This window comes from Nitrospirillum amazonense, assembly GCF_007828035.1.
Lineage (GTDB): Bacteria > Pseudomonadota > Alphaproteobacteria > Azospirillales > Azospirillaceae > Nitrospirillum > Nitrospirillum amazonense.
Window position 1 is genome coordinate 454,500 of sequence record NZ_VITV01000001.1, and the last position, 24,418, is coordinate 478,917.

General features: G+C 68.3%; 19 protein-coding genes. 8 read left to right on the plus strand and 11 right to left on the minus strand.

Annotated elements, in window-relative coordinates:
* Positions 1-28: 28 nt before the first annotated feature.
* Positions 29-3,661 carry an ABC transporter permease/M1 family aminopeptidase gene (locus tag FBZ87_RS02050; protein WP_246134186.1) on the plus strand — a complete coding sequence of 1,211 codons (3,633 nt, stop codon included), beginning with the start codon at positions 29-31 and terminating at the stop codon, positions 3,659-3,661.
* Positions 3,662-3,856: 195 nt separating this feature from the next.
* Positions 3,857-5,602, plus strand: coding sequence for a YbaL family putative K(+) efflux transporter (gene ybaL, locus FBZ87_RS02055; RefSeq protein ID WP_145608712.1), 1,746 nt, complete (start codon positions 3,857-3,859; stop codon positions 5,600-5,602).
* Positions 5,603-5,656: 54 nt separating this feature from the next.
* Here ybaL and FBZ87_RS02060 read toward each other — a convergent pair whose 3' ends face one another.
* Positions 5,657-8,986: a S41 family peptidase gene (locus FBZ87_RS02060; protein ID WP_246134187.1), complete on the minus strand. Its 3,330-nt coding sequence runs from the start codon at positions 8,984-8,986 to the stop codon at positions 5,657-5,659.
* A 310-nt stretch (positions 8,987-9,296) separates the two neighbouring features.
* Between FBZ87_RS02060 and FBZ87_RS02065 the strand changes: the two genes are divergently transcribed.
* Positions 9,297-10,190, plus strand: coding sequence for an amino acid ABC transporter substrate-binding protein (locus FBZ87_RS02065; protein ID WP_145608714.1), 894 nt, complete (start codon positions 9,297-9,299; stop codon positions 10,188-10,190).
* Between the two features lie 12 nt (positions 10,191-10,202).
* On the opposite strand, the gene FBZ87_RS02070 is transcribed toward FBZ87_RS02065, so the two are convergent.
* From FBZ87_RS02070 to FBZ87_RS02100, 7 genes are all read right to left on the minus strand, one after another.
* Positions 10,203-10,601 (minus strand): hypothetical protein, encoded by a 399-nt coding sequence (locus tag FBZ87_RS02070; RefSeq protein ID WP_145608715.1) that lies wholly within the window; start codon positions 10,599-10,601, stop codon positions 10,203-10,205.
* A gap of 1 nt (position 10,602) precedes the next feature.
* Positions 10,603-11,121, minus strand: a complete 519-nt coding sequence (locus tag FBZ87_RS02075; protein WP_186454520.1) for a T6SS effector amidase Tae4 family protein — start codon at positions 11,119-11,121, stop codon at positions 10,603-10,605.
* A 112-nt stretch (positions 11,122-11,233) separates the two neighbouring features.
* Positions 11,234-11,722, minus strand: a complete 489-nt coding sequence (locus tag FBZ87_RS02080) for an arsenate-mycothiol transferase ArsC (RefSeq protein ID WP_004272607.1) — start codon at positions 11,720-11,722, stop codon at positions 11,234-11,236.
* 8 nt (positions 11,723-11,730) lie between these two features.
* Positions 11,731-12,231, minus strand: coding sequence for a UPF0262 family protein (locus FBZ87_RS02085; protein WP_004272608.1), 501 nt, complete (start codon positions 12,229-12,231; stop codon positions 11,731-11,733).
* Positions 12,232-12,243: 12 nt separating this feature from the next.
* Entirely contained in the window at positions 12,244-13,536 is a 1,293-nt protein-coding gene (gene hisD / locus FBZ87_RS02090) for a histidinol dehydrogenase (protein ID WP_145608717.1), read from the minus strand.
* Entirely contained in the window at positions 13,526-14,284 is a 759-nt protein-coding gene (hisG, locus tag FBZ87_RS02095; protein WP_145608718.1) for an ATP phosphoribosyltransferase, read from the minus strand. Before hisG ends, hisD begins: the two co-directional genes overlap by 11 nt.
* Positions 14,285-14,439: 155 nt before the next feature.
* On the minus strand, positions 14,440-14,721 hold the full coding sequence (locus FBZ87_RS02100; protein ID WP_145608719.1) for a cysteine rich repeat-containing protein: 282 nt from the start codon (positions 14,719-14,721) through the stop codon (positions 14,440-14,442).
* A gap of 179 nt (positions 14,722-14,900) precedes the next feature.
* Between FBZ87_RS02100 and FBZ87_RS02105 the strand changes: the two genes are divergently transcribed.
* Genes FBZ87_RS02105 through FBZ87_RS02120 form a run of 4 tightly spaced genes read left to right on the plus strand, consistent with a single transcriptional unit; the run spans position 14,901 to position 17,320 of the window.
* A complete protein-coding gene (locus tag FBZ87_RS02105) occupies positions 14,901-15,773 on the plus strand; it encodes a sterol desaturase family protein (RefSeq protein WP_145608720.1) in 873 nt (290 codons plus the stop codon).
* Positions 15,770-16,384 carry a sigma-70 family RNA polymerase sigma factor gene (locus FBZ87_RS02110; RefSeq protein ID WP_145608721.1) on the plus strand — a complete coding sequence of 205 codons (615 nt, stop codon included), beginning with the start codon at positions 15,770-15,772 and terminating at the stop codon, positions 16,382-16,384. The genes FBZ87_RS02105 and FBZ87_RS02110 overlap by 4 nt, the downstream gene beginning before the upstream one ends.
* On the plus strand, positions 16,381-16,815 hold the full coding sequence (locus FBZ87_RS02115) for a hypothetical protein (RefSeq protein WP_145608722.1): 435 nt from the start codon (positions 16,381-16,383) through the stop codon (positions 16,813-16,815). The genes FBZ87_RS02110 and FBZ87_RS02115 overlap by 4 nt, the downstream gene beginning before the upstream one ends.
* 46 nt (positions 16,816-16,861) lie before the next feature.
* On the plus strand, positions 16,862-17,320 hold the full coding sequence (locus FBZ87_RS02120) for a periplasmic heavy metal sensor (RefSeq protein ID WP_145608723.1): 459 nt from the start codon (positions 16,862-16,864) through the stop codon (positions 17,318-17,320).
* Between the two features lie 18 nt (positions 17,321-17,338).
* On the opposite strand, the gene FBZ87_RS02125 is transcribed toward FBZ87_RS02120, so the two are convergent.
* Positions 17,339-18,046, minus strand: coding sequence for a LysE family translocator (locus FBZ87_RS02125; RefSeq protein ID WP_211106815.1), 708 nt, complete (start codon positions 18,044-18,046; stop codon positions 17,339-17,341).
* 482 nt (positions 18,047-18,528) lie between these two features.
* Positions 18,529-20,010, minus strand: coding sequence for a catalase (locus tag FBZ87_RS02130; protein ID WP_145608724.1), 1,482 nt, complete (start codon positions 20,008-20,010; stop codon positions 18,529-18,531).
* A 156-nt stretch (positions 20,011-20,166) separates the two neighbouring features.
* Between FBZ87_RS02130 and FBZ87_RS02135 the strand changes: the two genes are divergently transcribed.
* Entirely contained in the window at positions 20,167-21,054 is an 888-nt protein-coding gene (locus FBZ87_RS02135; protein WP_145608725.1) for a hydrogen peroxide-inducible genes activator, read from the plus strand.
* A gap of 15 nt (positions 21,055-21,069) precedes the next feature.
* On the opposite strand, the gene FBZ87_RS02140 is transcribed toward FBZ87_RS02135, so the two are convergent.
* On the minus strand, positions 21,070-24,333 hold the full coding sequence (locus tag FBZ87_RS02140; protein ID WP_186454521.1) for a DUF3857 domain-containing protein: 3,264 nt from the start codon (positions 24,331-24,333) through the stop codon (positions 21,070-21,072).
* Positions 24,334-24,418 lie beyond the last annotated feature (85 nt).

Below are 24,418 nucleotides of genomic sequence, written 5' to 3' on the forward strand. Positions count from 1 at the left end.
TCCTTTTCCGCAACGGACAGGTCACCCCATGGCCGCGCTGTGCCTTATTGCCCGCATCGCCTGGTTCGAGCTGCGCTATCAGCTGCGCCAACCAGCGTTGATCATCAACTTCCTCATCTTCTTCCTCATCACCTTCCTGGCCACGACGGTGGAGCAGATACAGGTGGGCGGCCGCAGCAACGGCGTCCACATGGACAGCCCCTTCGTCGTGCTGCAGATCGCGGGCATCCTCAGCCTGTTTGCCATGACCATGGTGCTGCGCGGCCTGACCGACCCGGTGCTGCGCGACGCCGACACGGGCATGGCGGGCATGGTAGGCGCGACCCCGGTGCCCCGTCCCCTGCTGCTGGGCGGGCGCCTGGTGGGCGCCATCATCGCCTGCACCATCGCCATCTCCTCCTGCCAGTGGGGCGTCATCGTCGGACGCCTGGCCTGGTGGGTGGATCCGGAGCATTTCGGCGCCTTCCGCCCGCTGGATTACCTGTACGCGCTGGGCGTGTTCAGCGTGCCCAACATGCTGGTCACGGGCGCGCTGTTCTTCGCCGTGGCGGCCTTCACCCGCCGCCAGATGGCGACGTACGTGGTCATGATCGCCCTGATCGGCATCTATGCCGTCAGCAGCAATGCCATGTCCGACCCCAGCTATCGCACGCTGGTCGGTTATCTCGACCCCTTCGGCCTGTCGCCCTACGCCAACATCACCCGCTATTGGACGGTGGTGGAGCGCAATACCCAGCTGCCGCCCCTGGCCGGCATCCTGCTGGCCAACCGGGCGATATGGGTCGGGGTGGGCCTGGCGCTGTTCGGCATCGGGCTGGCGGGGGACGCCTGGGCCCTGCGGCAGGGGGCCCGCCCGCCCGCGACGCCCAAACCGGCCACGGACGCGGCCCTTCCAGCGGCCGTGCTTCGGCCCGTCCCGCCCCGCCTGGGTTTGGGCGCGGCGTGGCTGATGCTCCGCCGCCGCCTGGCGTTCGAGGTGGGCGCCACGCTGCGCAGCCCCAGCTTCTGGATCCTGCTGGCGCTCAGCACCATCAACATGACGGCGTCGCTGCTGCTGCAGAACAAATGGTACGGCACGGAAACCTATCCCGTGACCCGCCTCATGGTGTTGCTGATCCTGGGCACCTTCACCATCGCCCCGCTGGCCATCGCCAGCTATTACACGGGTGAACTGGTGTGGCGGGAACGCCAGGCGGGCATGGCCGACATCGTGGGCGCCACGCCGGCTCCCGGCTGGGTCTTCACCTTGTCCAAGTTCCTGACGGTGGCCCTGGTCATGGCCGGCCTATGGCTGGTCGCCATCCTGCCGTCGGTCGGGGTGCAGATCGCCCGGGGACCCGTGGCCATCGAGCCCGGCCTGTACCTGACGCCCCTGATGGGCATGGCCTTCCCCGACATGCTGATCGTGGCGGCGTTGACCCTGTTCGCGCAGGTGCTGTCGCCCAACAAGTTCGTCGGCTATGCGGTCATGGTGGTCTACACCGTCCTGCTGGCGACGGCGCAGCGCCTGGGGCTGGAGGACAACCTGCTGCTGTACGGCGGCACGCCGGACCTGCACCTGTCCGATATGAACGGCTATGGCCATTTCCTGGCGGGCCATACCTGGTTCAGCGTCTATTGGGGGGCGGCGGCCGTGCTGTTGCTGCTGCTGACCCATCTGATGTGGCCGCGCAGCCGCACCCTGACCTGGCGCGACCGGGGCCGGGCACTGGTGACGGGGTGGACCCTGCCCACCGGCGCCCTGGCCGGCCTGTTGCTGGCGGCCTTCATCGCCAGCGGCGTATGGATCCACCACAACACCCACGTCCTGAACACCTTCCACAGCCGGGACGGGGACGAGGCCCGCGACGTGGCCTTCGAGCATGCCTACCGCCAGTACGAGACCCTGCCCCAGCCGCGCATCACCAGCGTGTCGGTGGATGTGGACCTTTATCCCGCCGTCCAGGGCTTTGACGCCCGCGGACGCTATGTCCTGGAGAACCACACACAGGCACCCCTGTCCCAGGTGCACATGGTCCTGCCAACCGGCATCGACTTGGGGAAAGCGTCGCTGGAGGGGGCGCGGCTGACGACCGAGGACCACGCGCTGAACTACTATATCTTCACCCTGGACCGGCCGTTGGCGCCGGGGGAGCGCCGGCAACTGGACTTCACCATCAGCCAGCGCCACCCGGGTTTCACCAACAACGCCCGCGCCCCCATGGTGGTGGATAACGGCAGCTTCATCGGCTATGGCCGCGCCCTGCCGGTCATCGGCTTCACCAAGGCCCGGCTGCTGCAGGACCGGTTCCGCCGCCGCAAGCACGGGCTGGAACCCATCGACCGCATGGCCAAGCTGGAGGATCAGAGCCAATGGACGGTGTCGGACCTGGGGCCCGACGCCGACTTCGTGGATTTCGAGACCACCATCTCCACCGTGCCGGACCAGATCGCCATCGCACCGGGCTACCTGGAAAAGGAATGGACGGCCAAGGATGCGATGGGCTGCGACCGCCGCTATTTCCACTATCGCACCGACACCCCCATCGCCCATTTCGAATCCTGGCTGTCGGCCCGCTACACCGTGGCGCGCGACACCTGGGGCGAGGGCGGCCGCGCCGTCGACCTGGCGGTGTATTACCATCAGCCCCACGCCTGGAACGTGGACCGCATGATGCTGGGCATGAAGCGGGCGTTGACGTACGCCAGCCAGAACTTCGGCCCTTATCAGCACCGGCAGTTGCGGGTGCTGGAGTTCCCGGACTACAGCCGCTTCGCCCAGAGCTTCCCCAACACGGTTCCCTATTCCGAGGGCATCGGCTTCGTCAGCGACCTGCGCGACAAGACCAAGATCGATCCGGTGTTCTACGTCACGGCGCACGAGGTCGCCCATCAATGGTGGGGTCACCAGTTGATCGCCGCCAACGTCCAGGGCGGCACCCTGCTGGTGGAAAGCCTGGCGCAGTACACCGCCCTGATGGTGATGGAGCATGAATACGGCCCCCACCAGATCCGCAAGTTCCTGAAATTCGAATTGGACCGCTATCTGGGCGCGCGCGGGCGCGAGGATCTGGAGGAACTGCCGCTGGTGCGGGTGGAGGGGCAGCCCTACATCCACTACCAGAAAGGCTCGCTGGCCATGTACGCGCTCAAGGATTACCTGGGCGAGGAGACGGTGAACCGGGCGCTGGCCCGCCTGCTGAAGGAAAGCCGGGCTCGCACCGACCGCTACGCCCTGTCCACCGACCTGGTGGCGGCCTTGAAGACGGAGGCGCCGGACCAGGCAGACCTGATCAGCGACATGCTGGAAAAGATCGTCCTGTATGACCTGAAGGTCACGGCCTCGCACGCCGAGGCCCTGCCCGACGGCCGGTACAAGGTCAGCGTGACCGTCAGCGCCGCCAAATTCGAGGCGGACGGCCAAGGCAAGGAGGCGCCCATTCCCTTCATCGCCATGCCCATCGACATCGGCCTGTTCAGCGCCGAGCCGGGGAAAGGGGCCTTCGGTGACCACGACGTCATCCACCTGGCCAAGCATCCGCTTCATTTCGGCGATCAGACCATCGAGCTGGTGGTGGACAGGAAGCCGGCGTTCGTCGGCGTCGATCCCTACAACAAGCTGATCGACCGCAATTCCGACGACAACGTGGCGCGGCTCGGGTCCGTAAGCCTGGGCCCATGACGACGTGAACAACGGCAGTGACGCGGGGGTCCCGGTGCCCCCCGTCACTGCCGTTTCCATTCCGGCCCATAAAATGGCAGCGCCAGGCGAATTCCGCCCGTTGTAGGGTGGGATGGGACGGCCCGGCCTGCTAGGGTGCCCCGCGAAGCCGGGGCATAAGCCCCCAAAACCATATCCGGAGGCCACCCCCCGCCCATGGTGCATGAGACCCCCCTGATCGCCATCATCGTCGGCGGCCTCGGCTGCGCCTTCGTCCTGGGCGCCATCGCCACCCGCCTGCGCATCTCGCCCCTGGTGGGGTATTTGCTGGCGGGGGTCATCCTGGGCCCGTTCACGCCGGGCTTCGTCGCCGACCAGCACCTGGCGTCGCAGCTAGCGGAGATCGGCGTCATCCTGCTGATGTTCGGGGTGGGCCTGCATTTCTCCCTGTCCGATCTCATGTCGGTGAAGCTGATCGCCATTCCCGGCGCCCTGGCGCAGATCGGCGTCGCCACCCTGATGGGCATGGGCCTGGCCCGACTGATGGGCTGGGGCCTGGGGGCGGGGCTGGTCTTCGGCCTGGCCCTGTCGGTCGCCAGCACGGTGGTGCTGCTGCGTACCCTGCAGGAACGCCGCCTGATGGAGACGCAGGGCGGCAAGATCGCCATCGGCTGGCTGGTGGTGGAGGATATGGCCATGGTGCTGGCGCTGGTGCTGCTGCCGGCGCTGGGCGACCTGATGGGCGGCATGGGCTCGCCCCCCCTGTCCCAGTTGGCCCTGACCCTGGCGCTGACCCTGGGCAAGGTGGCCCTGTTCGTCGCCCTGATGCTGGCGGGCGGGCGCCGGCTGATCCCCTGGGTGCTGCACCGCGTCACCCAGACCGGCTCACGCGAGCTGTTCCGCCTGGCGGTGCTGGCGGTGGCGCTGGGCGTGGCCTTCGGGGCGGCCGAGCTGTTCGGCGTTTCCTTCGCGCTGGGCGCCTTCTTCGCCGGCATGACCCTGGCCGAATCCCCGCTGGCGCATGAGGCGGCAGAGGAATCGCTGCCCCTGCGCGACGCCTTCGCCGTGCTGTTCTTCGTGTCGGTGGGCATGCTGTTCGACTGGCACATCCTGATCGACCACCCCCTGCCCCTGCTGGGCACCCTGGCCATCATCCTGGTGGGCAAGGTGGTGGCGGCCTACGTGTTGGTGCGCGCCTTCCGCCATACCATCCCAACGGCGCTGACCATCGCCGGCGGCCTGGCGCAGATCGGCGAATTCTCCTTCATTCTGGCGGCGTTCGGCGTGGATCTGGGCCTGCTGCCGCCCACGGGGCAGAGCCTGATCCTGGCGGGGGCCATTCTGTCCATTCTTTTGAACCCGCTGGTGTTCATTGGCCTGCAGCGCCTGGCTGCCCACCGCCCGCGCAAGGCGGCGGCCACCACCGGCGAGGCGGAAACGGCGGAGGCCCCGACCAAGGTCAAAACCCTCACGGCCCCCGAACCGACCGCCCTGGCCGACCACGCCATCATCATCGGCTATGGCCGTGTCGGCCGCCTGGTCGGCGAGGCCCTGCGCCAGGACGGCACGCCCGTGCTGGTGGTGGAAGAGGACACCGGCATCCTGGAACAGCTGCGCGGCGCCGGGCAGGAGGTGATTGCCGGCAACGCGGCCCAGCCGGACGTGCTGGCCGCCGCCAACCTGGAGGGTGCGCGGTGGCTGTTCGTGGCCGTGCCCAACAGCTTCGAGGCGGGGCAGGTGGTGGCCCAGGCGCGCAAGCGCAACCCACAGCTGGACATCATCGCCCGCGCCCACACCGACGCCGCCGTGGACCATCTGCGCCAGCACGGCGCCAGCCTGGTCATCATGGGCGAGCGGGAGATCGCCCAGGCCATGCTGTCCCACACCCACGGCCTGCGTATCCCCGACCCCGCGCCCAGCCGGACGGATCCGCCCGATGGGCTGGTGGCGGAGGCCGTCTGAAAGACTTAGCGGAGAAACGGGCGCGGATGATGGTCCGCGCCCGTTACCGCCAACCTATCGACCCGTCTCCGGCAGCACCGGCTTGCGGTCCGGGTAGGCCGGGCGGGTGAAGGTCTGCGGCGGGTTCTTGGCCAGCTGGTCCAGCGCCACGGCCACCGCCTTTTCCAGCTGCGGGTCGTGGCCCTGGCGCACCAGGGCCGGGTCCTGCTCCACCTCCACATCCGGCGGGATGCCGATGTTCTCCACCTCCCACTCGCCATGGGTGCCGTAGAGCGCCCAGCGCGGCGCGGTGATGGAGCCGCCGTCCATCAGCGGGGGATAGCCGCCGATGCCCACCAGGCCGCCCCAGGTGCGCACCCCCACCAGGGTGCCCAGCTTGGCCTTGCGGAACAGCCAGGGCAGCGCGTCGCCGCCGGAGCCCGACATCTGGTTGATGATCATGACCTTGGGGCCGTAGATGGCCTGCGCCGGCTCCACCATCTCCTCCCCCTCGCGGGTGGCGTCGATCATCTGCGGCGTCTTCTTCATCTGTTCGACGATGAAGTCCGCGATCTGGCCGCCGTGGTTGAAGCGCTCATCCACGATGGCGCCCTGCTTGCCCACTTGCGAGTAGTAGTAACGATTGAAGTTGGCGAAGCCGCCCGCCGCCGTGTCCGGCAGGTAGACATAGGCCAGGCGCCCGCCCGACAGCTGGTCAACCTTGCGCCGGTTCTCCTCCATCCAGGTGTGCAGGCGCAGCTTGGTTTCCGAGGGCAAGGGCACCACCGTGACCTGGCGCGACCCGCTGCCGTCGGCCTTGGGACCCACGGTCAGCACTGTCTGCTTGCCGGCCGTGCCCAGGAAGTAGCGGTAGACCTCCTGGTCCGCCTTCACCTCGTTGCCATTGACCGCCAGCAACAGGTCGCCCACGGCGACGTTCACACCCGGCTGGGTTAGCGGCGCCCGGGCGCCGGGCGTCCAGTTCTCCCCCTCCAGGATGCGGGCAAACTGGTAGCGGCCGGCCACGACGCGGTAGTCGGCGCCCAGCAGGCCGACGCTGACCTTGTCCTGCTTGGGGAAGGCGCCACCGCCCACGAAGGTATGGCCCAGGCCGATGTGGCCGGTCATCTCCGCGAACAGGGTGTTAAGGTCCACGCGGCCGGCCAGCGCCTCCAGGAAGGGGGCGTAGACCTGTTCGGCCTTCGCCAAATCCAGGCCCTGGGCCTTGGGATCGTAGAGGAAGTCGCGCTCGATGCGCCAAGCCTCGTGGTACATCTGCCGCCACTCGGCCCGGGGGTCGACCCAGACCTGCATCTCGTCCAGCTTCAGGGCGCCGGCCCCGGCGTCGGGCGCCTTGTCGGCACCGTTCACGAACCAGCGGCCGTGCTGGGCGTACAGCACCTTGCGCCCGTCGGCAGAGACGAAGAAGCTGCCGGCGTCCACGCCGTCCACGAACTTGTCGGTCTTGCGCGTCTTCAGGTCGAAGCGCGCGACCTCCAGGCTGGGCGGGCCGTTCTCGTCACCCTCCAGGTAATCCTCATCCGTCAGGGCTACCGGCTGGGCGGCGGCGAAGACGATACCCTCCGTCCCGACCTCGATGCCCGCCAGGTTCACGCGCGGGATGGGCAGGGCCAGGGTGCGCTGGTCCAGGCCGGCGAAGTCGATGCGGACCTCCGCGGCCTTCTTGCCATCGCCCTTCTTGTCATCCCCTTTCTTGTCGCCCTCATCCTGGCCGGACTTCTTGCCGTCGGCGGCCGCTTCCTCGTCACTCTCCGGCGCCAGGGGCGAGGGCAGGTCGCGGCGCAGCACCATGACATAGACGCGCCCGTCGGTGGCGCGGCCCATGCTGGACATGTCCAGCCAGCCCTGGTCCAGGCCATTGTTGGTGAAGGCCACGAAGTACAGGTACTTGCCGCCGCGATCGAAGCGCGGGGAGGTGGCGTTGCTGCGCCCGTCCGTCACCATCTGCGCCTTCTTGTCGGCCAGGCTGTAGACGAAGATGCCGTGCAGGTGGTTGGGCAGCTGCTTGGCGTAGGCGATCCAGCGGCTGTCCGGCGACCAGGCCGGGTTCAGCTGGCTGGCCGGGCTGTCATAGCGGTCGGTGTCCACCTTCACCGGGGTGGGGTGGTCCAAATCGACGACCCATAGGTTCAGCCGCTTGTCGGTATAGGCGATCTTCTTGCTGTCGGGGGACCAGAGGGGGCCGTAGAAATAGCTGGGCGGCTGGCCCAGGCCGATGACCTTCACCGGGCCCAGGCCGTCGGCGGAGCGCAGGTGCAGGGCGTACTCCCCACCCTGGTCGGAGAACCAGGCCACGGTCTTGCCGTCCGGCGACCAGGCGGGGTCGCGGTCGGCCACGCCGGGGCTTTGCGTCAGGTTGCGCACATCGCCCTTTTCCGCCGGCACGGACAGGATCTCGCCGTGCGTCTCGAACAGCACCCGCTTGCCGGTCGGTGAAATGGCCGCGTGCAGGATCTGGCCCGGGTCCAGGGTTTCCAGGTGGGCCCGGGTCTGCGGCAGTTCGCCGGAGATGGTCACCGGCACGGCATGCGCCTGGCGGGTCGTGGTGTCGTACAGGTTCAGGGTGCCGAACTGGTCATAGACGATACCGCCCGGGCCGGCCGCTGCCGACTGGATGTCGAAGCCCCTCTCATTACGGACAACGGACGTGACCTTGGCCGTCTTGACGTCATAGGCGTAGAGGGCTACCGGCCCCTCGCGGTCCGACAGGAAATAGACGGTGTCGCCCACCCACAGCGGATTGCGGTCGTTGGAGTTGTCGCGCGGGATCTTGACCACGCTGCTGTCGCTCAGCGCGGCGATCCACACGCGCGAGGTCTGGCCGCCGCGATAGTGCTTCCAGGCCGGCTGCCACTGCGAGAACGGCACGTAGGCCAGGCGCCCGCCGTCCGGGGAATAGCTGGCCTGGAAGCCGGAGGGCAGCGGCAGCTGGGTGGCCGCCCCGCCGGTGATGGGGATGGTGTAGAGCTGATCCAGGTCGCGCGGCGTGGTGCGCGGCGTGCGGAACAGCACGTTCTTGCCGTCCGGCGTCCAGCCCACCGCCACGTCGCGGCCGGGGTGCCAAGTCAGGCGTTGCGGCTGGCCGCCGGTGGCGGGCACGACATAGACGTCGGTGTTGCCGTCATAGGTTCCGGTGTAGGCAACCAGGCTGCCGTCGGGGGAAAAGACAGGGCCGCTGTTCTGCCCCTGCCCCGCCACCAGCAGGGTGGCCTGTCCGCCCGCACGCGGCACGGTCCAGATCTGCCCGCCGTAATCGAAGGCGATCAGGCTGGCCGACAGGCTGGGATGCTGAAGCATCAGGGGCGGTGGGGCGGTGGCGGGCTTGGCCCCCGGGGACGGCGCTTCGGGCGGCTTCGTCTGGGCATGGGCATTAGAACCGGACAAGGAAACGGAAACCAACAGGCACGCGAGCGCCACGCCAAGCCAACGCATCAGACACCGCCGGGTTGTGAAAGGTCTGACAGTAATTGTTCCATACCGTGTCGGCCGGCGCCACGGCGCTTAGACGGCGCGCAACGATTTCTGACGCCGGCACCTGTGAACGATTTCATTTGTCAAAATACGCGCCGCAAATGGTGCCGCCATAAGGCAAGATCAGGGGTCACGCCGCCGCCGGGGGGATGCGGCGCGGCCTGCGGGGGACGGTTCGATGGGGTGGACAAGGGTGGCCACGGCACTATTGTGCACGGCCTTGGTGACGACGAACACGCGGGCGGCGGGCAACGCCGTGCCGCCCGCCGATGACGCTTCCCCACCCCCGGCGCGCGTGCAGAACGATGAGGTCTTCACCATCGTCTATCCCCGCGCCACGGAAAGCGCCACCGACCCCCGCGACGAATACCCCCTGGGCCTGCTGCGCCTGGCCCTGGACAAGGTGGGTGCGCGCTACACCATCCGGCCCAGCGCCACGGTCATGGAGCAGGCGCGCGCCGCCGTGGCCCTGCAACAGGGAACGGAGGTGACGCTGCTGTGGAACGGCATGTCCGCCAAGCTGGAGCGGGAGTTGCGGCCCATCCGCATCCCCCTGTTCCGGGGGGTGCTGGGCTATCGCCTGTTCATCATCAACAAGGCGGCGCAGGCCAAGTTTTCCGCCGTCCGTACCCTGGACGACCTAAGGCGCCTGACCGCCGGCCAAGCCCTGGGCTGGCCCGATGTCGACATCCTGCAGGCCGCCGGATTGCCGGTGGAGGCCTTCCGCTATGACCTGCTGTTCCGCCTGGTGGGCCTGCACCGCATCGACTATTTCCCCCGCGGCGCCAACGAGATCTTCGCCGAGGTCGCCCAACGCACGCCCGACGTGCCCGACCTGGCGGTGGAAAACGACCTTGTCCTGGTCTATCCCTTCGACAGCTTCTTCTACACCAGCAAAGCCAACGAGGCCCTGGCCGCCGCCATCGAGAGGGGGCTGCTGAAAGCTTATGAGGACGGCAGCTTCCTGAAATACTTCAACGACAGCCCCTACATCCGCCAGATGCTGACCGAAGCCCATCTAGAGGGCCGACGGCGCATCGAGATTCCCAACCCGCTGCTGTCCCCGGAAACGGCGGCCCTGCCGGATCGGTTCTGGTATGGGAAGGATGGGCGCTGACCGGGCTAAGCATCACCGGCCATTACCCAGCTTGGCCAGAACCTTTGTGATCGCGGCGCGCACGCCCGGCTTGTCGATGATCTCCCCGCAATAGAGAACGGGTAGGGCTTTGCCTTGCTGCGGGTTGCCTTCATCCCGCGCCACCGGCATGTCGCCCTTGGCCAGGGCCGCCGTAACGGCCGCCCTGACCGGCGCCAACATCACAGGATCACGGCCTCTGCCTTGCACGATAGTCTCGCCCCAGCCATAGCCCTGCTCCTTCAGGTAAGGCTGATCCTGAGCCACCAAACAGGTGGCGACGGCGTAGCCCTCCACGTCCCGCTGCGCCTCACTACGCCCCGCGGCGAAGGCAACGGAGGTGTAACCGAGGAGACCAGCCGCCAGTAACAGGCCATAGTGTTTGGTCATCATGTCACGGCAACTCCCAGAATTCGCCCTTTGATGTCTTAACCTTGGTATTTACCGGGTCGACGTAAGCCGCGTAATTGTCGTGGCTCGGTTCACGGTAGTTGGAGCCGTTCCATAGCGCGATATGCCCCGTAGCATTCGACCAATTCACGCTGAAGGCGATGATGCCCTGCTTGTTAAGGAAAGCGTCGTCGAATGGACTTGTGTTGTCCAAAGATGGCTTACCCAGCGTATGCCGCAGATACGTGCGCAGGTCCGACACCGCGTAGATGATGCGGGAACCATCGGCCGTGCCAATGGTGCGGGCACCGGCTGCAATCGCAGTGGAACTAAGGATCGGGACACCACTTTGATTCAGCGCCACGCTCATCCGGCTGGCGCAGGTATTTCCATTGGGACCGAAGCCAGGCTCATTGATGTTATTGGCGGCGGCGCCACCCAGCCAAGTGTAAAGGTCCTTCAACGTCGGATATGTCGCATGGTCGGGAAACGCCGCCCACATGCGATTGAAGTTCGCTTTCATCCGTTTCCTCCCAACCCTAAACAGGCTGTTTGGACACTCGGGCATTTACCCTGAGCGACCCGGGACGATGAACTAGAGCGAGAAACATTCCCTTCAAGCACAGCCGGATGGGCTACAACACCGGCACAGGCCCCAACGGGAAGCGCTGTTTGATGCGGGCCAGCAGGCTGTCGCGCACCTGGCGGTAGGCGGCCAGGCGGGTCTCGCGGTTGCCTTCGATGAAGCTGGGGTCGAAGGTGTGCCAGAATTCCACGTCGCAGGCGGTGGTGCGGGTCATCTCCACGGCGCGGTGCTGCGCCTCCGGCGACAGCGACACCACCAGGTCGAAGCTGGTGTCCTCCAACTGGTCGAAGGTCTTGGCGCGGTGGCGGCTGATGTCGATGCCCATTTCCTCCATCACCGCGGCGGCGAACGGGTCGGGGTCGCCCTCGCGCACACCGGCGCTGTCGACATAGAGGCGGTGGCCGTGCAGGTGGCGCAAAAGCGCCGCCGCCATGGGGGAACGGATGGAATTGTGGGTGCAGGCGAACAGCACGCTGGTGATCTGGGCCGGGTGCACGGCAGGGGCGAAGGCGGCGAAAGGATCCGGGCGCTCCGCCATCTTTCCCCTCAGCCCCGGATATGCAGGACGCAGATGAGGGTGAAGAGGCGGCGGGCGGTACCGTGGTCCATGGTCACCTTGGCGGCCAGCCGCTCACGCAACAGGTCGGAGCCCTCGTTGTGCAGGCCCCGCCGGCCCATGTCGATGGCCTCGATCTGCGACGGGCTGGCGGTCTTGATGGCCTTGTAATAGCCCTCGCAGATCAGGAAATAGTCGCGGATGACCGTGCGCAGGGGCGTCAGCGGCAGGGTGATGCGGTCAACCTCCGCATCTCCCTCGTCCCGCAGGTCGAAGACCATGCGGTTGTCCTCGATGGACAGGAACAGGCGATAGGGCCCGGCGTCCGGATGGTCCACCAGCTGAAACTGCTGGTTTTCCTCCACCAAGTCGAACAGTGCCACCGCCCGCTCATGCTCCACCTCCGGCCGGCGGCGGATGGCCGTCTGTTCCACCAGCTCGACGTGGACGATGCGCTGGCGGCCAGCGTCCGGCTTCGGGGCATCCGACATCCGGGCGTTCCCTCAGCGGCCCAGCCGGACGCGAACCGACAGCGCGTGCGCGCCCAGCCCCTCCGCATCGGCCAGAATGGCGGCCTGCGGACCCAGCCGGCCCAGGCTGGCAGCGTCGCAGCCCACCAGGGTGGTCCGCTTCATGAAGTCCAGCACATTGAGGCCGGAGGAGAAGCGGGCGCTGCGGGCTGTGGGCAGCACGTGGTTGGGGCCCGCGATGTAGTCGCCGATGGCCTCGGGCGTATAGCGGCCCAGGAAGATGGCGCCGGCGTGGTTGACCTTGGCCGCCAGCGCGTCCGGATCGGCCACTGCCAGTTCCAGATGCTCCGGCGCCAGGCGATCGACCAGGGCCACCGCCTCGTCCAGGTCGCGCACCAGGACGGTGGCGCCGTTGTTGCGCCAGCTGGCCCCGGCGATGACGGCGCGCGGCAAGGTCTTCAGGTGGGTGTCCACCGCCGTGCGCACCGCCTGGATGAAGGCGGCGTCATCGCTGATCAGGATGGACTGGGCGCTGCTGTCATGCTCGGCTTGGGACAACAGGTCGGCCGCGATCCAGCTGGGGTCGTTGGCGCCATCGGCCACCACCAGGATTTCCGAAGGGCCGGCGATCATGTCGATGCCCACGGTGCCGAACACCTGGCGCTTGGCGGCGGCGACATAGGCGTTGCCGGGCCCCACGATCTTGTCCACCGGGCGGATGGTGGCGGTGCCATAGGCCAGCGCCGCCACCGCCTGGGCGCCACCCACGCGGTAGATCTCATCCACGCCGGCGATGCGGGCGGCCGCCAGCACCAGGGGGGACAGCGCCCCTTCCGGCGTCGGCACCACCATCGCCAGCCGCTTCACGCCCGCGACCTTGGCCGGGATGGCGTTCATGAGGACGGAGCTGGGGTAGGAGGCGAGGCCACCGGGCACATACAGACCCACGGCCGACAGCGGTGTCCAGCGGGCGCCCAGGCGCACGCCCGCCTCGTCCACGTAATCGTATGTATCGGGCGTCTGGCGGCGGTGGAAGGCCTCGATACGGCCGGCGGCGACCTTCAGCGCCTCGATCACCTCGGGGTCGCAGGCGGCCACGGCGGCCTCGATCTCGCACTCGGCGATGCGCAGCCGGTCGGGTGTCAGGTCCAGCTGGTCCCAGCGGCTGGTGTATTTGATCAGCGCCTCATCCCCGTGCAGGCGCACGTCGCGCAGCACCTCGGCCACAGCGTCGGCCACGTCGCTCTGGGATTCCCGCTTGGCATGCAGCAGCCGGTCGAAGTCCGCCTCGAAGCCGGCATCGGTGGTGCGCAGTTCACGCGGCATGGGTGACAACCTCCGTGAAACGGTTGATCCAGTCCTGGATCTCCGGATGGCGGGTCTTGAAAGCGGCGCGATTGACGATAAGGCGCGAGGTCACGTCGGCAATATGCTCGATCTCCACCAGGCCGTTGGCCTTCAGGGTGGCGCCACTGGACACCAGGTCGACGATGCGCTGGCACAGGCCCAGGCTGGGCGCCAGTTCCATGGCGCCGTTCAGCTTGATGCATTCCGCCTGCACGCCGCGGCGGGCGAAGTGGCGGCGGGTGACCTCGGGATACTTGGTGGCCACGCGCACGTGGCTCCAGCGCGACGGATCGTCGCCCTGCGCCTCGGCCACCGGCTCGGCCACGGCCAGGCGGCAATGGCCGATGCCCAGGTCCAGGGGCGCGTAGATTTCGGGATAGTCGAATTCCATCAGCACGTCGTTGCCGCACACGCCCATCTGGGCGGCGCCGAAGGCGACGAAGGTGGCGACGTCGAAGCTGCGCACGCGGATGATCTCCACATGCGGCAGGTTGGTGGCGAAGCGCAGCGCCCGGCTTTTGGGATCGTCGAACGCGGCCTCGGGCCGCAGGCCCACGGCCTCCAGCAGCGGCCGCACCTCATCCAGGATGCGGCCCTTGGGCAGGGCCAGGGTCAGCCGCTCCGGCGCGCCGGACGCGGCGGCGCTATGCGCGTGCCCGGATGTCGAAACCGGGGCGGTAGCGACCGGGGACAACGGGGCGGATGGTGGCGGCGCGGCGGCAGGCATGGAAACGCGGGCTCCGAAGGACGAACCCCATTCCGGGTCCGGAGGGCCGCAGAATAGCAGATCGTCCGCCCCCGCCAACGCCTTGGGTTGGAGGGCAGCCCTGTCTGTTTGCACAGGGCGGGGCTGCCCGCGGACCCGTCCTTGTTGGCCCGGCCTTACTGGTTCTGGGGCGCCTGGCCCTTGGCCGGCAGGGTGGCCAGCGCCGCCTTGCAGTCAGGCGACAGCTTGTCCTCGTGCGCCCTCAGGCAGGCGAGGATGCGGCCGCCGCCGGGCTGTTCGTCTTTGCACAGGGCCTGGCGGTCGGGCTGGCAGGCTTTCATGGCGGCGCGCGCGGCGGGGTGGGCCGGCTGGCCATCCTGGGACTGGGCGAGGGCCGCCACGGGTGCCAGGACCAACGACAGGGCGAGGGAAGTGCCAACAATCGTCTTGGACATCATATGGGGTATCCATGTTGAAGGGGACAGGGACGGCCATTTCCGCCGCCTGGCCCTGGTACGCCGCGGCCCCCGCCAACTATTCGATCCCGTTTTTCAAAAATCCTGCGACCCCGCCCGAACACGGGAAGGCTCGGCCTGCGTATCAGCGCCAAATCCACCGTTTCCCGCGAGGTTCGGCCATGGCCATCCTGGGTGGCGCCAGCGTCCTTCCCCTGAAGTTCTACCCCGTTGTCGCGGCCGCCGTGGCGGCGGAGGTGGCGTGGTACGCCGCGCGGCGGCGGCCCTATCCCTGGTCGGAAACGGCGACCTCGGTGGCCGTCCTGCTGATGCGCATACCCATGAAGCTGGCGCTGGCCGGTGTCGTGGCGCCGGTGGCCTGGTATGCCTGGACCCACCGCATCGCCACCGTGCCGCTGGACCGCTGGTGGGGTCTGGCCCTGCTGTTTGCGGGAGAGGAGTTCTGCTACTACTGGGGCCATCGCCTGGGTCATGAGGTGCGCTGGGTCTGGGCATCGCACAGCGTCCACCATTCTCCCACCGCCTTGCATCTGGCCAGCGCCTTTCGGCTGGGGGTGACGGAAGTGCTGTCCGGCGGCTGGCTGGTCTACGTTCCCCTGTATTTCCTGGGCTTCAACCCGGTGGCGGTGGCGGGGATGCTGGCGCTGAACCTGTTCTATCAGTTCTGGCTGCATACCGAGGCGGTGGGCACCGTGGGCCCGCTGGAATGGGTGCTGAACACCCCCGCCCACCACCGGGTGCACCATGCCAGCAACCTGGAATACCTGGATCGCAACTACGGCGGCGTGGTCATCGTCTGGGACCGGCTGTTCGGCACCTTCGCCCAGGCGTCGCCCGATGTGCCGTTGACCTACGGCCTGGCCCATGTCGCCCCCAGCGGCAATCCGCTGGTGGTGTGCCTGCGCGAATGGAGGGCCATGGCCCGTGACGTAGCCCGGGCGCGGGGGGTGGGCGCCCGCCTGCGCCAGCTGTTCGGCCGCCCCGGCGACAGCCTGAGCGCGCGGGTCACGTCCTTGCGACAGGACATCCCGTGACGGGCCAGCAGCCCTGGGGCCGCCTGCCCGCCCCCGACGGGGACGATGGGGCGGACGACGACACCCTGATGGCCCGGGTCGCCCAGGGGGACGAGCGGGCGCTGCGTCAGGTGGGCCAGCGCCATTATGCAGCCACCTGGCGGCTGGCCAAGCGCCTGCTGACCTCGGAGGCGGAGGCCGACGACGTGGCGCAGGAGGTGCTGGTGCGGGTGTGGAACCATGCGGCACGCTGGACGCCTGGTCGCGCCCAGCTGTCCACCTGGCTTTACACCGTCACCTATCGGCTATGCCTCGACCGCCTGCGCGGCCGCCGGCACGCCCCGCTGGAGGCGGCGATGGACGTGGCCGACCCCAGCGACGGCGCCGCCGAGACAATGGAACGCCGATCGGAGCAACGGCGGGTACGCGATGCCCTGGCCAGCCTGCCGGGAAAGCAGCGCGCGGCCCTGGTGCTGTTCTATTACCAGGAAATGCCGGGGCCCCAGGCGTCGGCCGTGCTGGGCCTGAACCTGCGGGCCTACTGGTCGCTGCTGTACCGTGCCCGGGGCGCGCTGGAACGGGCGCTGGCCAAGGGCAGCAGGGAGCCTTTTGGAAGGAAGGGTGAGCCATGACCATTGAGGAATTCGCCCGGTTGCTGGCGGCCCACGGGCCGGACATCGACCACTGGCCGCCGGAGACCCGGCGCACCGCCCGGCGCCTGCGTGCCCAGGACGCGGACGCGCGCGACCTGTGGGAAGCCGCCTTGCGTCGCTGGGCCCCCCTTGCCGGCGACGGCCTGGAAGAAGATGCGCCGGGCGCGGCCCGCGTCCAGGCCGGCATCGACGCCAGCCTGCGCCGCATCCGCCAGCGGCAGGGTCCGGCCCCGTCGACCCCATGGCTGTCCTGGCGGCCGGCCGGCGCCGTCTTCGCCACCATGGCGGTGGCCGGCTGGCTGGCCGGCACCTGGCTGACGCCGCCGGCCGAGGCGACGGCGCCAGCCACAGCCTCGCTGGCCACCCTGTTCACCCTGGCGGGTGTGGGCGGCGACTGGCTGGTGCAGTAGCGCCCCCGTTCCCGTCCGCCCAATTCTTCACCGAAGGTTTGCCCCCATGCGCTCACCGGTTCTGCGCTTCCTCTTCCTCCTGTCCCTGGCCCTGAACCTGTTCCTGCTGGCCTTCCTGGGCGCCCAGCAATGGCGCCAGCGGACGGCCCTGGGCAGCCTGCCCCCGGCGCTGGCCCGCTCCGCCGCCGGAAACGCGCTGGCCACGCTGGTGGGGCAGTTGGCGGAACCGCTGCCGGCGGGGGATCGCAGCCTGCTGCGCGGCGCCATCGTCAGCCACATGGCGCAGTTGGAGGCGGCGCAGGGTCGCTTCACCGCCGCCATGGATCAGGTGCGGGCGGAAATCGACCGCACGCCGCTGGACCCCGACGCCCTGCGCGCCGCCATGGCCAACGCCCGCGAACAGCGCCAAGCCATCGGCCCTGTGCTGGAGGACATCATGATGGAGGTACTGCCCAAGATGTCGCCCGAGGGCCGGCATGTCCTGGCCCGATACCGCGGACGCTGACCTCAAGGCACGCGCCTCTCACGGCAGGACCGCCCGGCGCAGCTCCACCGCCGCGAAGGCCAGGAAGGCCAGACCGGCGGTGAAGTCCAGCGCCCGGGCCACGCGCGGCGCCATCATGCCGCGCAGCGCCCCCACACCCGCCACCAGCACCACCCACCACAACAGGGAACCCGCCGCCACGCCCGCCACCGTGGTGGCGATGCGCAGGCGCGCCACCACCGCGCCGGAAAGGGCCGAGAGGGGGACGAAGGCGGTCAGCATGGCGGCAAAGACGATGATGGTGGGCGGATTGGTCAGCGTCAGCAGGAAGGAGGAGGCCCAGGCGCGCGGCAGGGACAGCGTCGAGAGGGCGGCCGGCCGGCTATTGCCCTCTAGCGTTTCAGGGCCGGCGGGCTTCCGCCGCAGGGCGGCATAGGCCAGCCAGCCCAGGAACAGCCCCGCCAGCAGGTGCAGCGGCCGGCCATGGTCGGTGACGAAAGCCGAGACCTCCGTCAAGCCCAAGGCGGCGACACCGGCGTAGACGCCGTCGCCGGTGGCGATGCCGGCCCCGGTGGCCAGGCCCAGGCGCCAGCCGCCGGCCAGCGTCCGCCGCATGCACAGGAAGGCCATGGGGCCCACCGGCGCCGCCACGCCCAGGCCCAGCAGCATGGCCTTCAGGAAGACGCCGGCGAAAGCGGCCGGCAGGAACAGGTTGGGCGCGATGGTGATCAGCGTGTCCAAGTCCATGAGAACCATCCCAATTTTAAAAGGTCGTTCCCGCGCCGCGCCGGCATTGCCAGGGTGGTGACGCCACCGCCCCGCAAGGGATGGGACGGCGGCATCGGCGGGATTGGGGCACAACAAAAAGCCCCGCGGGCAGCTGCTCGCGGGGCCTGTTATCGGGTGTGTCGGGGACGGTGCTTAGCCGTTGCCCCCAAAACCCCGTGTCATAAACAGACAAAGCCCCGCCCCAAGCGGCACAGCGGTTTGCTGGCTGAATTGGGTGACGAGGCGCATCGGAATATGACCCTTTGTTGTGATGGGCTGGAGGCTAAGCTGCCGGGCCGCCCGGCCACAACCTGAAAGTGCGCGATTGTTAAAGAAAAATGTGACCGGGTGGCTTTTCGGGCACACCCGGTCACCAGGTTCCCTGGTGCCAAGGCCAGTTCCCGGTGGGGGATCACGGGAGGGGCCGGTTTGGGGGACGGGCTCCAGGGTGGGATGGGGTGTCAGGGGATGGCCGTCTCCGGCCGGTCGGCGCCCTCGCCCTGGGCCAGGGCCCGGCGCACACCCGCCGCGTAGTCGGCATGGACCAGGGCGAAGTGGCCCAGCTGGCGCTCCACGATGGCCTGCGGCACGCCCTGCATGGCGGCAGCGATGTTGGCGAACAGCCGCTCTCTCTGGCCCTGGTCCATCAGGGTGAACAGGGCACGCGGCTGGCTGTAGTCGTCATTGCTCGCACGGTGGTCATGCCGACCGACCTCGCCCGACAGGCGCAGCGGCGGTTCGGCCACGCTGGGGTCCTGGGTCGGGCCGCCCAGGCTGTTGGGCTCGTAATAGGCGTCGGGGTTGCCGGTGTCGTTGCGGAAGAAGCGCATGGCCCCGTCCTTATGATAGTGGTGCACCGGGCACTTGGGCTGGTTCACCGGCAGCGCCTCGTAATGCGTGCCCAGGCGATAGCGGTGGGCGTCGGCGTAGGAGAAGATGCGGGCCTGCAGCATCTTGTCCGGGCTGTGGCCGATGCCGGGCACCACGTTGGATGGGCTGAACGCCGCCTGCTCGATCTCCGCGAAGTAGTTGTCGGGGTTGCGGTTCAGCTCCACCACGCCCACGTCGATCAGCGGATAGTCGGCGTGCGGCCACACCTTGGTCAGGTCGAAGGGGTTGTAGGGCGTCTTGTCGGCGTCGGCCTCGGGCATCACCTGGACCTGCAGGGTCCACCGCGGGAAGTCGCCCGCCTCGATGCTGCCGAACAGGTCCTCCTGGTAGCTTTCGCGCGAGCGGCCCACCACCTGCGCCGCCTCGTCATTGGTCAGGTGCTTGTGGCCCTGCTGGGTCTTGAAGTGGAACTTCACCCAGAAGCGTTCGCCCTGGTCGTTCCAGAAGCTGTAGGTGTGGCTGCCGTAGCCGTTCATGAAGCGCGGGCTGGGCGGCAAGCCGCGGTCCGACATCAGGATGGTGACCTGGTGCAGGCTTTCCGGCGACAGGGACCAGAAGTCCCACATGGCGGTGGGGCTGCGCAGGTTGGTGCGGGGGTGGCGCTTCTGCGTGTGGATGAAGTCCGGGAACTTCAGCGGGTCGCGGATGAAGAAGACGGGGGTGTTGTTGCCGACCACATCCCAGTTGCCTTCCTCGGTATAGAACTTGACGGCGAAGCCGCGCACGTCCCGCTCGGCATCCGCGGCCCCCAGTTCGCCGGCAACGGTGGAGAAACGGATCAGCAGATCGGTCTTCTTGCCCACCGCCCCGAACACCTTGGCGCGGGTGTAGCGGGTGATGTCGTGGGTCACGGTCAGGGTGCCGAACGCGCCCCAGCCCTTGGCATGCACCACACGCTCCGGAATGCGCTCGCGGTTCTGGTGCGCCAGCTTTTCCATCAGTTGATAGTCTTGCATCAGGACAGGGCCGCGCGGGCCGGCGGTCAGGCTGTTCTGGTTGTCGGCGATGGGGGCGCCCGCGGTGGTGGTCATGCGGGGTGGCTGGCTGGTCATGACTATCGTCCCTCGTCGTCTTCTGATGGGCTTGGGCGCCTTGGCGCCCGACGAGGAAAAGCTACGCCGGCCGGCGTTCATGCGTAAAATCGATTGTTCGTATCGTGACGATAGACCATCTATATCGTCGGCGTGTTTTCAGGAGTTCGCCCGCCCGTGAACCTGCGCGATCTGCGATACCTTCTGGCCGTGGCCCAGCACCGGCATTTCGGCCGGGCCGCCGCCGCCTGCAACGTCAGCCAGCCCACCCTCAGCAGCCAAGTGGCCAAGCTGGAGGCGCGGCTGGGCGCGCCTTTGTTCGAGCGCACCAACAAATGGGTGGCGCCCACGCCGCTGGGGGAGGAGGTGCTGGTCCACGCCGCCCGGGCGGTGGCGGAGGCGGACGCCATCGTGGCCCTGGCCGGCGCGCGCGACCCGCTGGCCGGGCCGTTGACCCTGGGCGTCATCCCCACCCTGGGGCCCTATCTCATGCCCCGGGTGTTCGCCCCCTTGCGCCGGCGCTGCCCCGCCCTGACCCTGGAATTGTGGGAAGACACCACCGACGCGGTGGTGGAGCGCCTGCGCCGCCGCCAATTGGACGCCGCGCTGATCGCCACGCCCGCGGCGGGCGATGACCTGGTGGAGCGCCCTCTGTTCCACGAGGATTTCCTGGCGGCACTGCCGCCCGACCATGCCCTGGCGGAGGGCGACGGGCCGGTGGACGAGGCGGCGCTGGCGCCCGACCTGTTGGTGCTGGCCGATGGCCATTGCCTGCGGGACCAGGCCCTGGCCGCCTGCGCGCGGCCCGACCCCGGCGGCTGGTCCCTGCGCGCCACCAGCCTGGAGACCCTGCTGAACATGGTGGCGGCCGGTTACGGCACCACCCTGGTGCCGGCGCTGGCGGCCGAGGTCCACGCCGGACGGCGCGACGTGGTCTTCCGTCCCCTGGCCGGCACGGGGACCGGCCGCCGGATCCGCCTGGTAAGCCGCCCCACCTTTACCCGCCAGCCGGCGCTGGACGCGCTGGCGGACCTGGTGACGAGGGTGCCCCCCAAGGCGGTGTGAGCCCAGCAACCAGCCTTATGGTGTGACGCCATATTCCTTGAACGTCTCATCGACCCGGGAATCGGCAGCCCGGGCGGCGGCGAGGTCGGCCTGCCCTTCCGCTGCCATGCCCTTGCGCAGCTTCGCCAGGCCCCGGCCATAGAGACTGGAACCGCTGGCGGGGCGGTCCTTCAGCGCCGCGTCGTATTGGGCGATCGCCTCGTCATAGCGTCCCAGACGCAGCAGGACGAAGGCCCGGCTGTCTTGGATGGGGGTGGCGGTGGGCAACAGCCTCAAGGCCTCGTCACAGTCAGCCAGGGCGGTTTCCAGCGCGAAGCCCGCCGTTGCCTGCACCCAGCAAAGCTCATTCAACCCCGATGCCTTGTCGGCCACTTTCTCGCGGACCTTGGCGAAGTCCTCGCGCGCCTGCTGGTCACGATGGGTCTGGGCATAAAAGCGCCCGCGCGCGTACAGGACGTTTTCCTCGCCCTTGCTGCCAGCTTGGCTCAGGGCCTGGGTGAACGCCGCCTCGGCCGCGGCGTTGTCGCCCAGCCGCGCCTCTGCCGCCCCCAGGGAGGCGAGATACTCACTCTGGTTCGGCGCCAACGCCACGGCGGCTGTCAGGTCAGCGACCTTGCCCTTCTGGTCGGACGACGATCGCGCACGGGCGCGCTGGGCATAGACGGAGGCGGTGGGCTTCAGCGCCAGGGCGTGATCGTAGGCAGCCACCGCTTCATCCTTCCGGCCTAGGATTTCCAGGGCTACCCCCTTCAGGGCATAGGCTTGAGCGTCGTTGGGCCGCGCGGCGATGGCCGCGTCACCCTCCGCCGCCATGGCATCCGTGTCGCCTCGCTGACGCAAGACGTTGGCCCGTACCTCATAGGCATCCAGGCGGTTGGGATCTAGCCGCTTCAACTCGGTGGCGTCCGTGAAGGCTTGGTCAAATTTATGCAGCCGATAGTAGGCCAACATGCGCTGTCCCATGGCGGCAAGATCGAGCGGCCAAACTTGCAGGGTCCGCGAGGCGAAGAGGACCACGTCGTCATTGCGCCCCTGGTCCAGGGCCAACTGGCCGATGCCAACCATCGCCTGCTCACAGGCGGGATCAAGGGCTAATGCCTTGTCAAAGTCCGCCTGGGCTGCCTTGGCATCACCTGTTTCCATGCGGACATACCCGCGCATGCCGTAGGCTGGCGCCCAGTCTGGTTTCAAGGCGACGGCCTTCTCCGCATCCGCCAGAGCGCCCGCCTTATCACCCCGGCGGAAGAGGACGCCGGCGCGATTCACCAATCCCTCGGGCGTAGGGGGCGCCTTTTCCAGGAACGCCGCTTGCTCCTTCTCCGTGGGACGGTAGTTCAGGGGAGAGATCAGGAAGACGGTCTCTTCCGACAGGGCGCGGATCTGCGCGGCGGCGGCTTCGACTTCCACCGCGGAAGCCATGTATTCCGGCTTCAGGGCACGGGTGCTGACATCCAGTGTCAGGACGTTGCGCTCCACCTTCAAATCGCGGTGGAACGCCATTTCCATTATCGTCTTGTCCACGTTACCGCCTTGAACCGTGGCGCCTAAGGCGTCCGGCGGCAGGATGATGGTCTCGCGCGTCTGTTCAAAAAAGGGATAGGCGACAGCGAAGGGGGCATCCTGGTGCGGGCCCGGTTGCCGCTTGGCGTCCGCCTTCCAGCCCAGTTCCCCTTCCTGCAGTTGCAGGGCCACGGCGGTGGTGGCCCCCAGGCGCTTCCATTCCAGCGTCTGTTCCCCATCCATCAGCAGTGTCTGCCGCCCCGTGGCCACGTCGAAATCGGCGCTGACCGTCTGCGGTCGCAGGTTGGGATAACGCTTAGTCCAGAAGTTCCGCAGCGTCCGTTCACGCGCGTCGGCCGTCAGGTTGTCCAGGCCCTGCTTGACCTGCAGGGCGCCGTCACCGGTCAACAGCTGTTCACCGTGGACGCGGGCAGGCACGCTGATCCCGGCGGACGCGTCGATGGCAAGCGTCGTCAACGCCGATGGCTCATCCGGGGCGGGCGGCACCACGGGCACCAGGGCCGCCCCTTGGGGCAGCAACGGCAGGGCCCAATGGAAATAGGGCACGGGCAGCCGATCCAGATCCCGGCCGGCATCGCCCGACCGGGTGCCATCCAGCCAATAGTCACGGCCGTCGATGTGGGCCCGCACCAGCACGTGGTCGAACAGGCCCGGCATGGGCAGGCGGGCATCCAAGCCGTCACCGCCTGTCGAGCTGACCAGGGCGGGTTCAGCCAGGATGTCCAGGGCGTGCAGTAGGGCCAGCAGCAGCGCTGTCTTGCCCTTGCAGTCACCGAAGCGGCGCGTCCAGGTCAGATCGGCCACCGCCGGCACCAGGGCCCCGTTGTTCATACCCAGGAACAGGTAACGCACCTGATCCTCCACCAGGGCCAGCGCCAGGCCGGCGCGCACCTTGGGCTCGGCCGACGCGGCTCGGATGCGTGCCACCTCCGCGTTAAGGGGCGAGTCCGGCGCCAGCACCGCCGCCTTGGCGTACAGCGCTTCCATCTGGGTGGAGAGTTCGGCCCAGGAGGCATAGGTGCTGAATTCCAGTTGGCGGAAATTGAAGTAGCGGGCGGGCGCGCCCTCTGGCCCGTGCAATTCCGCCACGTCCTTCATGTCCAGGCTCAGTTCGCCCGGAGCTGTCCTGGGCTTGTCCAGTCCATCGGTGACGCGCCAGCGCAAGGGCTGGGACCGGGGCCAGTTGGCCCGGACATGGACACGGGCGACTGGTTCTTTCCAAACCTCGGTGAACAGTACTCCCGCCTGACCTTGCAGGACGGGGTCGTTCCGCGTCAGTGTATAGGCGGCTTCCAGCACATCGCCCACCTGCAAGCCCGGGGGCTGCAGGGTGACGGTCAGGGTGCCGTCCAGGGCCGCCGCTTCCAGATTGCGTTCCCGCCGCAGGATAGTGAACGGTTGGGACGACGCCAACAGGTCGATGACCTGGTCACCCCGGCGGATCTGGTATTGATGCAGGGTGAGGACTTCGGTATCGGGGTTCCAACTCAATTGCAGGGAGCCCATGGCCCCCAGCCCCTGCGGTGTCTGCGCCCGCAACACGTCGTGACGGTAAAGCGAAAGGCCGCCAGCCGCCTGGTTCATCTGCCAGTCGGTCAGCAGCACCTGGATCGCGGCCGAGGTGCTGCCCCCCGCCAGGGCCACGGGGGCGGTGACCAGCTTCACCCAGGACTCCGGCGGGGCCACGACGGGCTTATCCGCCGCCAAGGCGTAATTGAAGCCGCCGCCCAGGCACCAGGCCAGGACCGCACCCGCCAAACACCCACGCATATCCATCCCCCACGCCAACCAACCCGGCCAACACCACCGGCCCCGGGACAGCATTCTAGACGGGAGGGCGGAT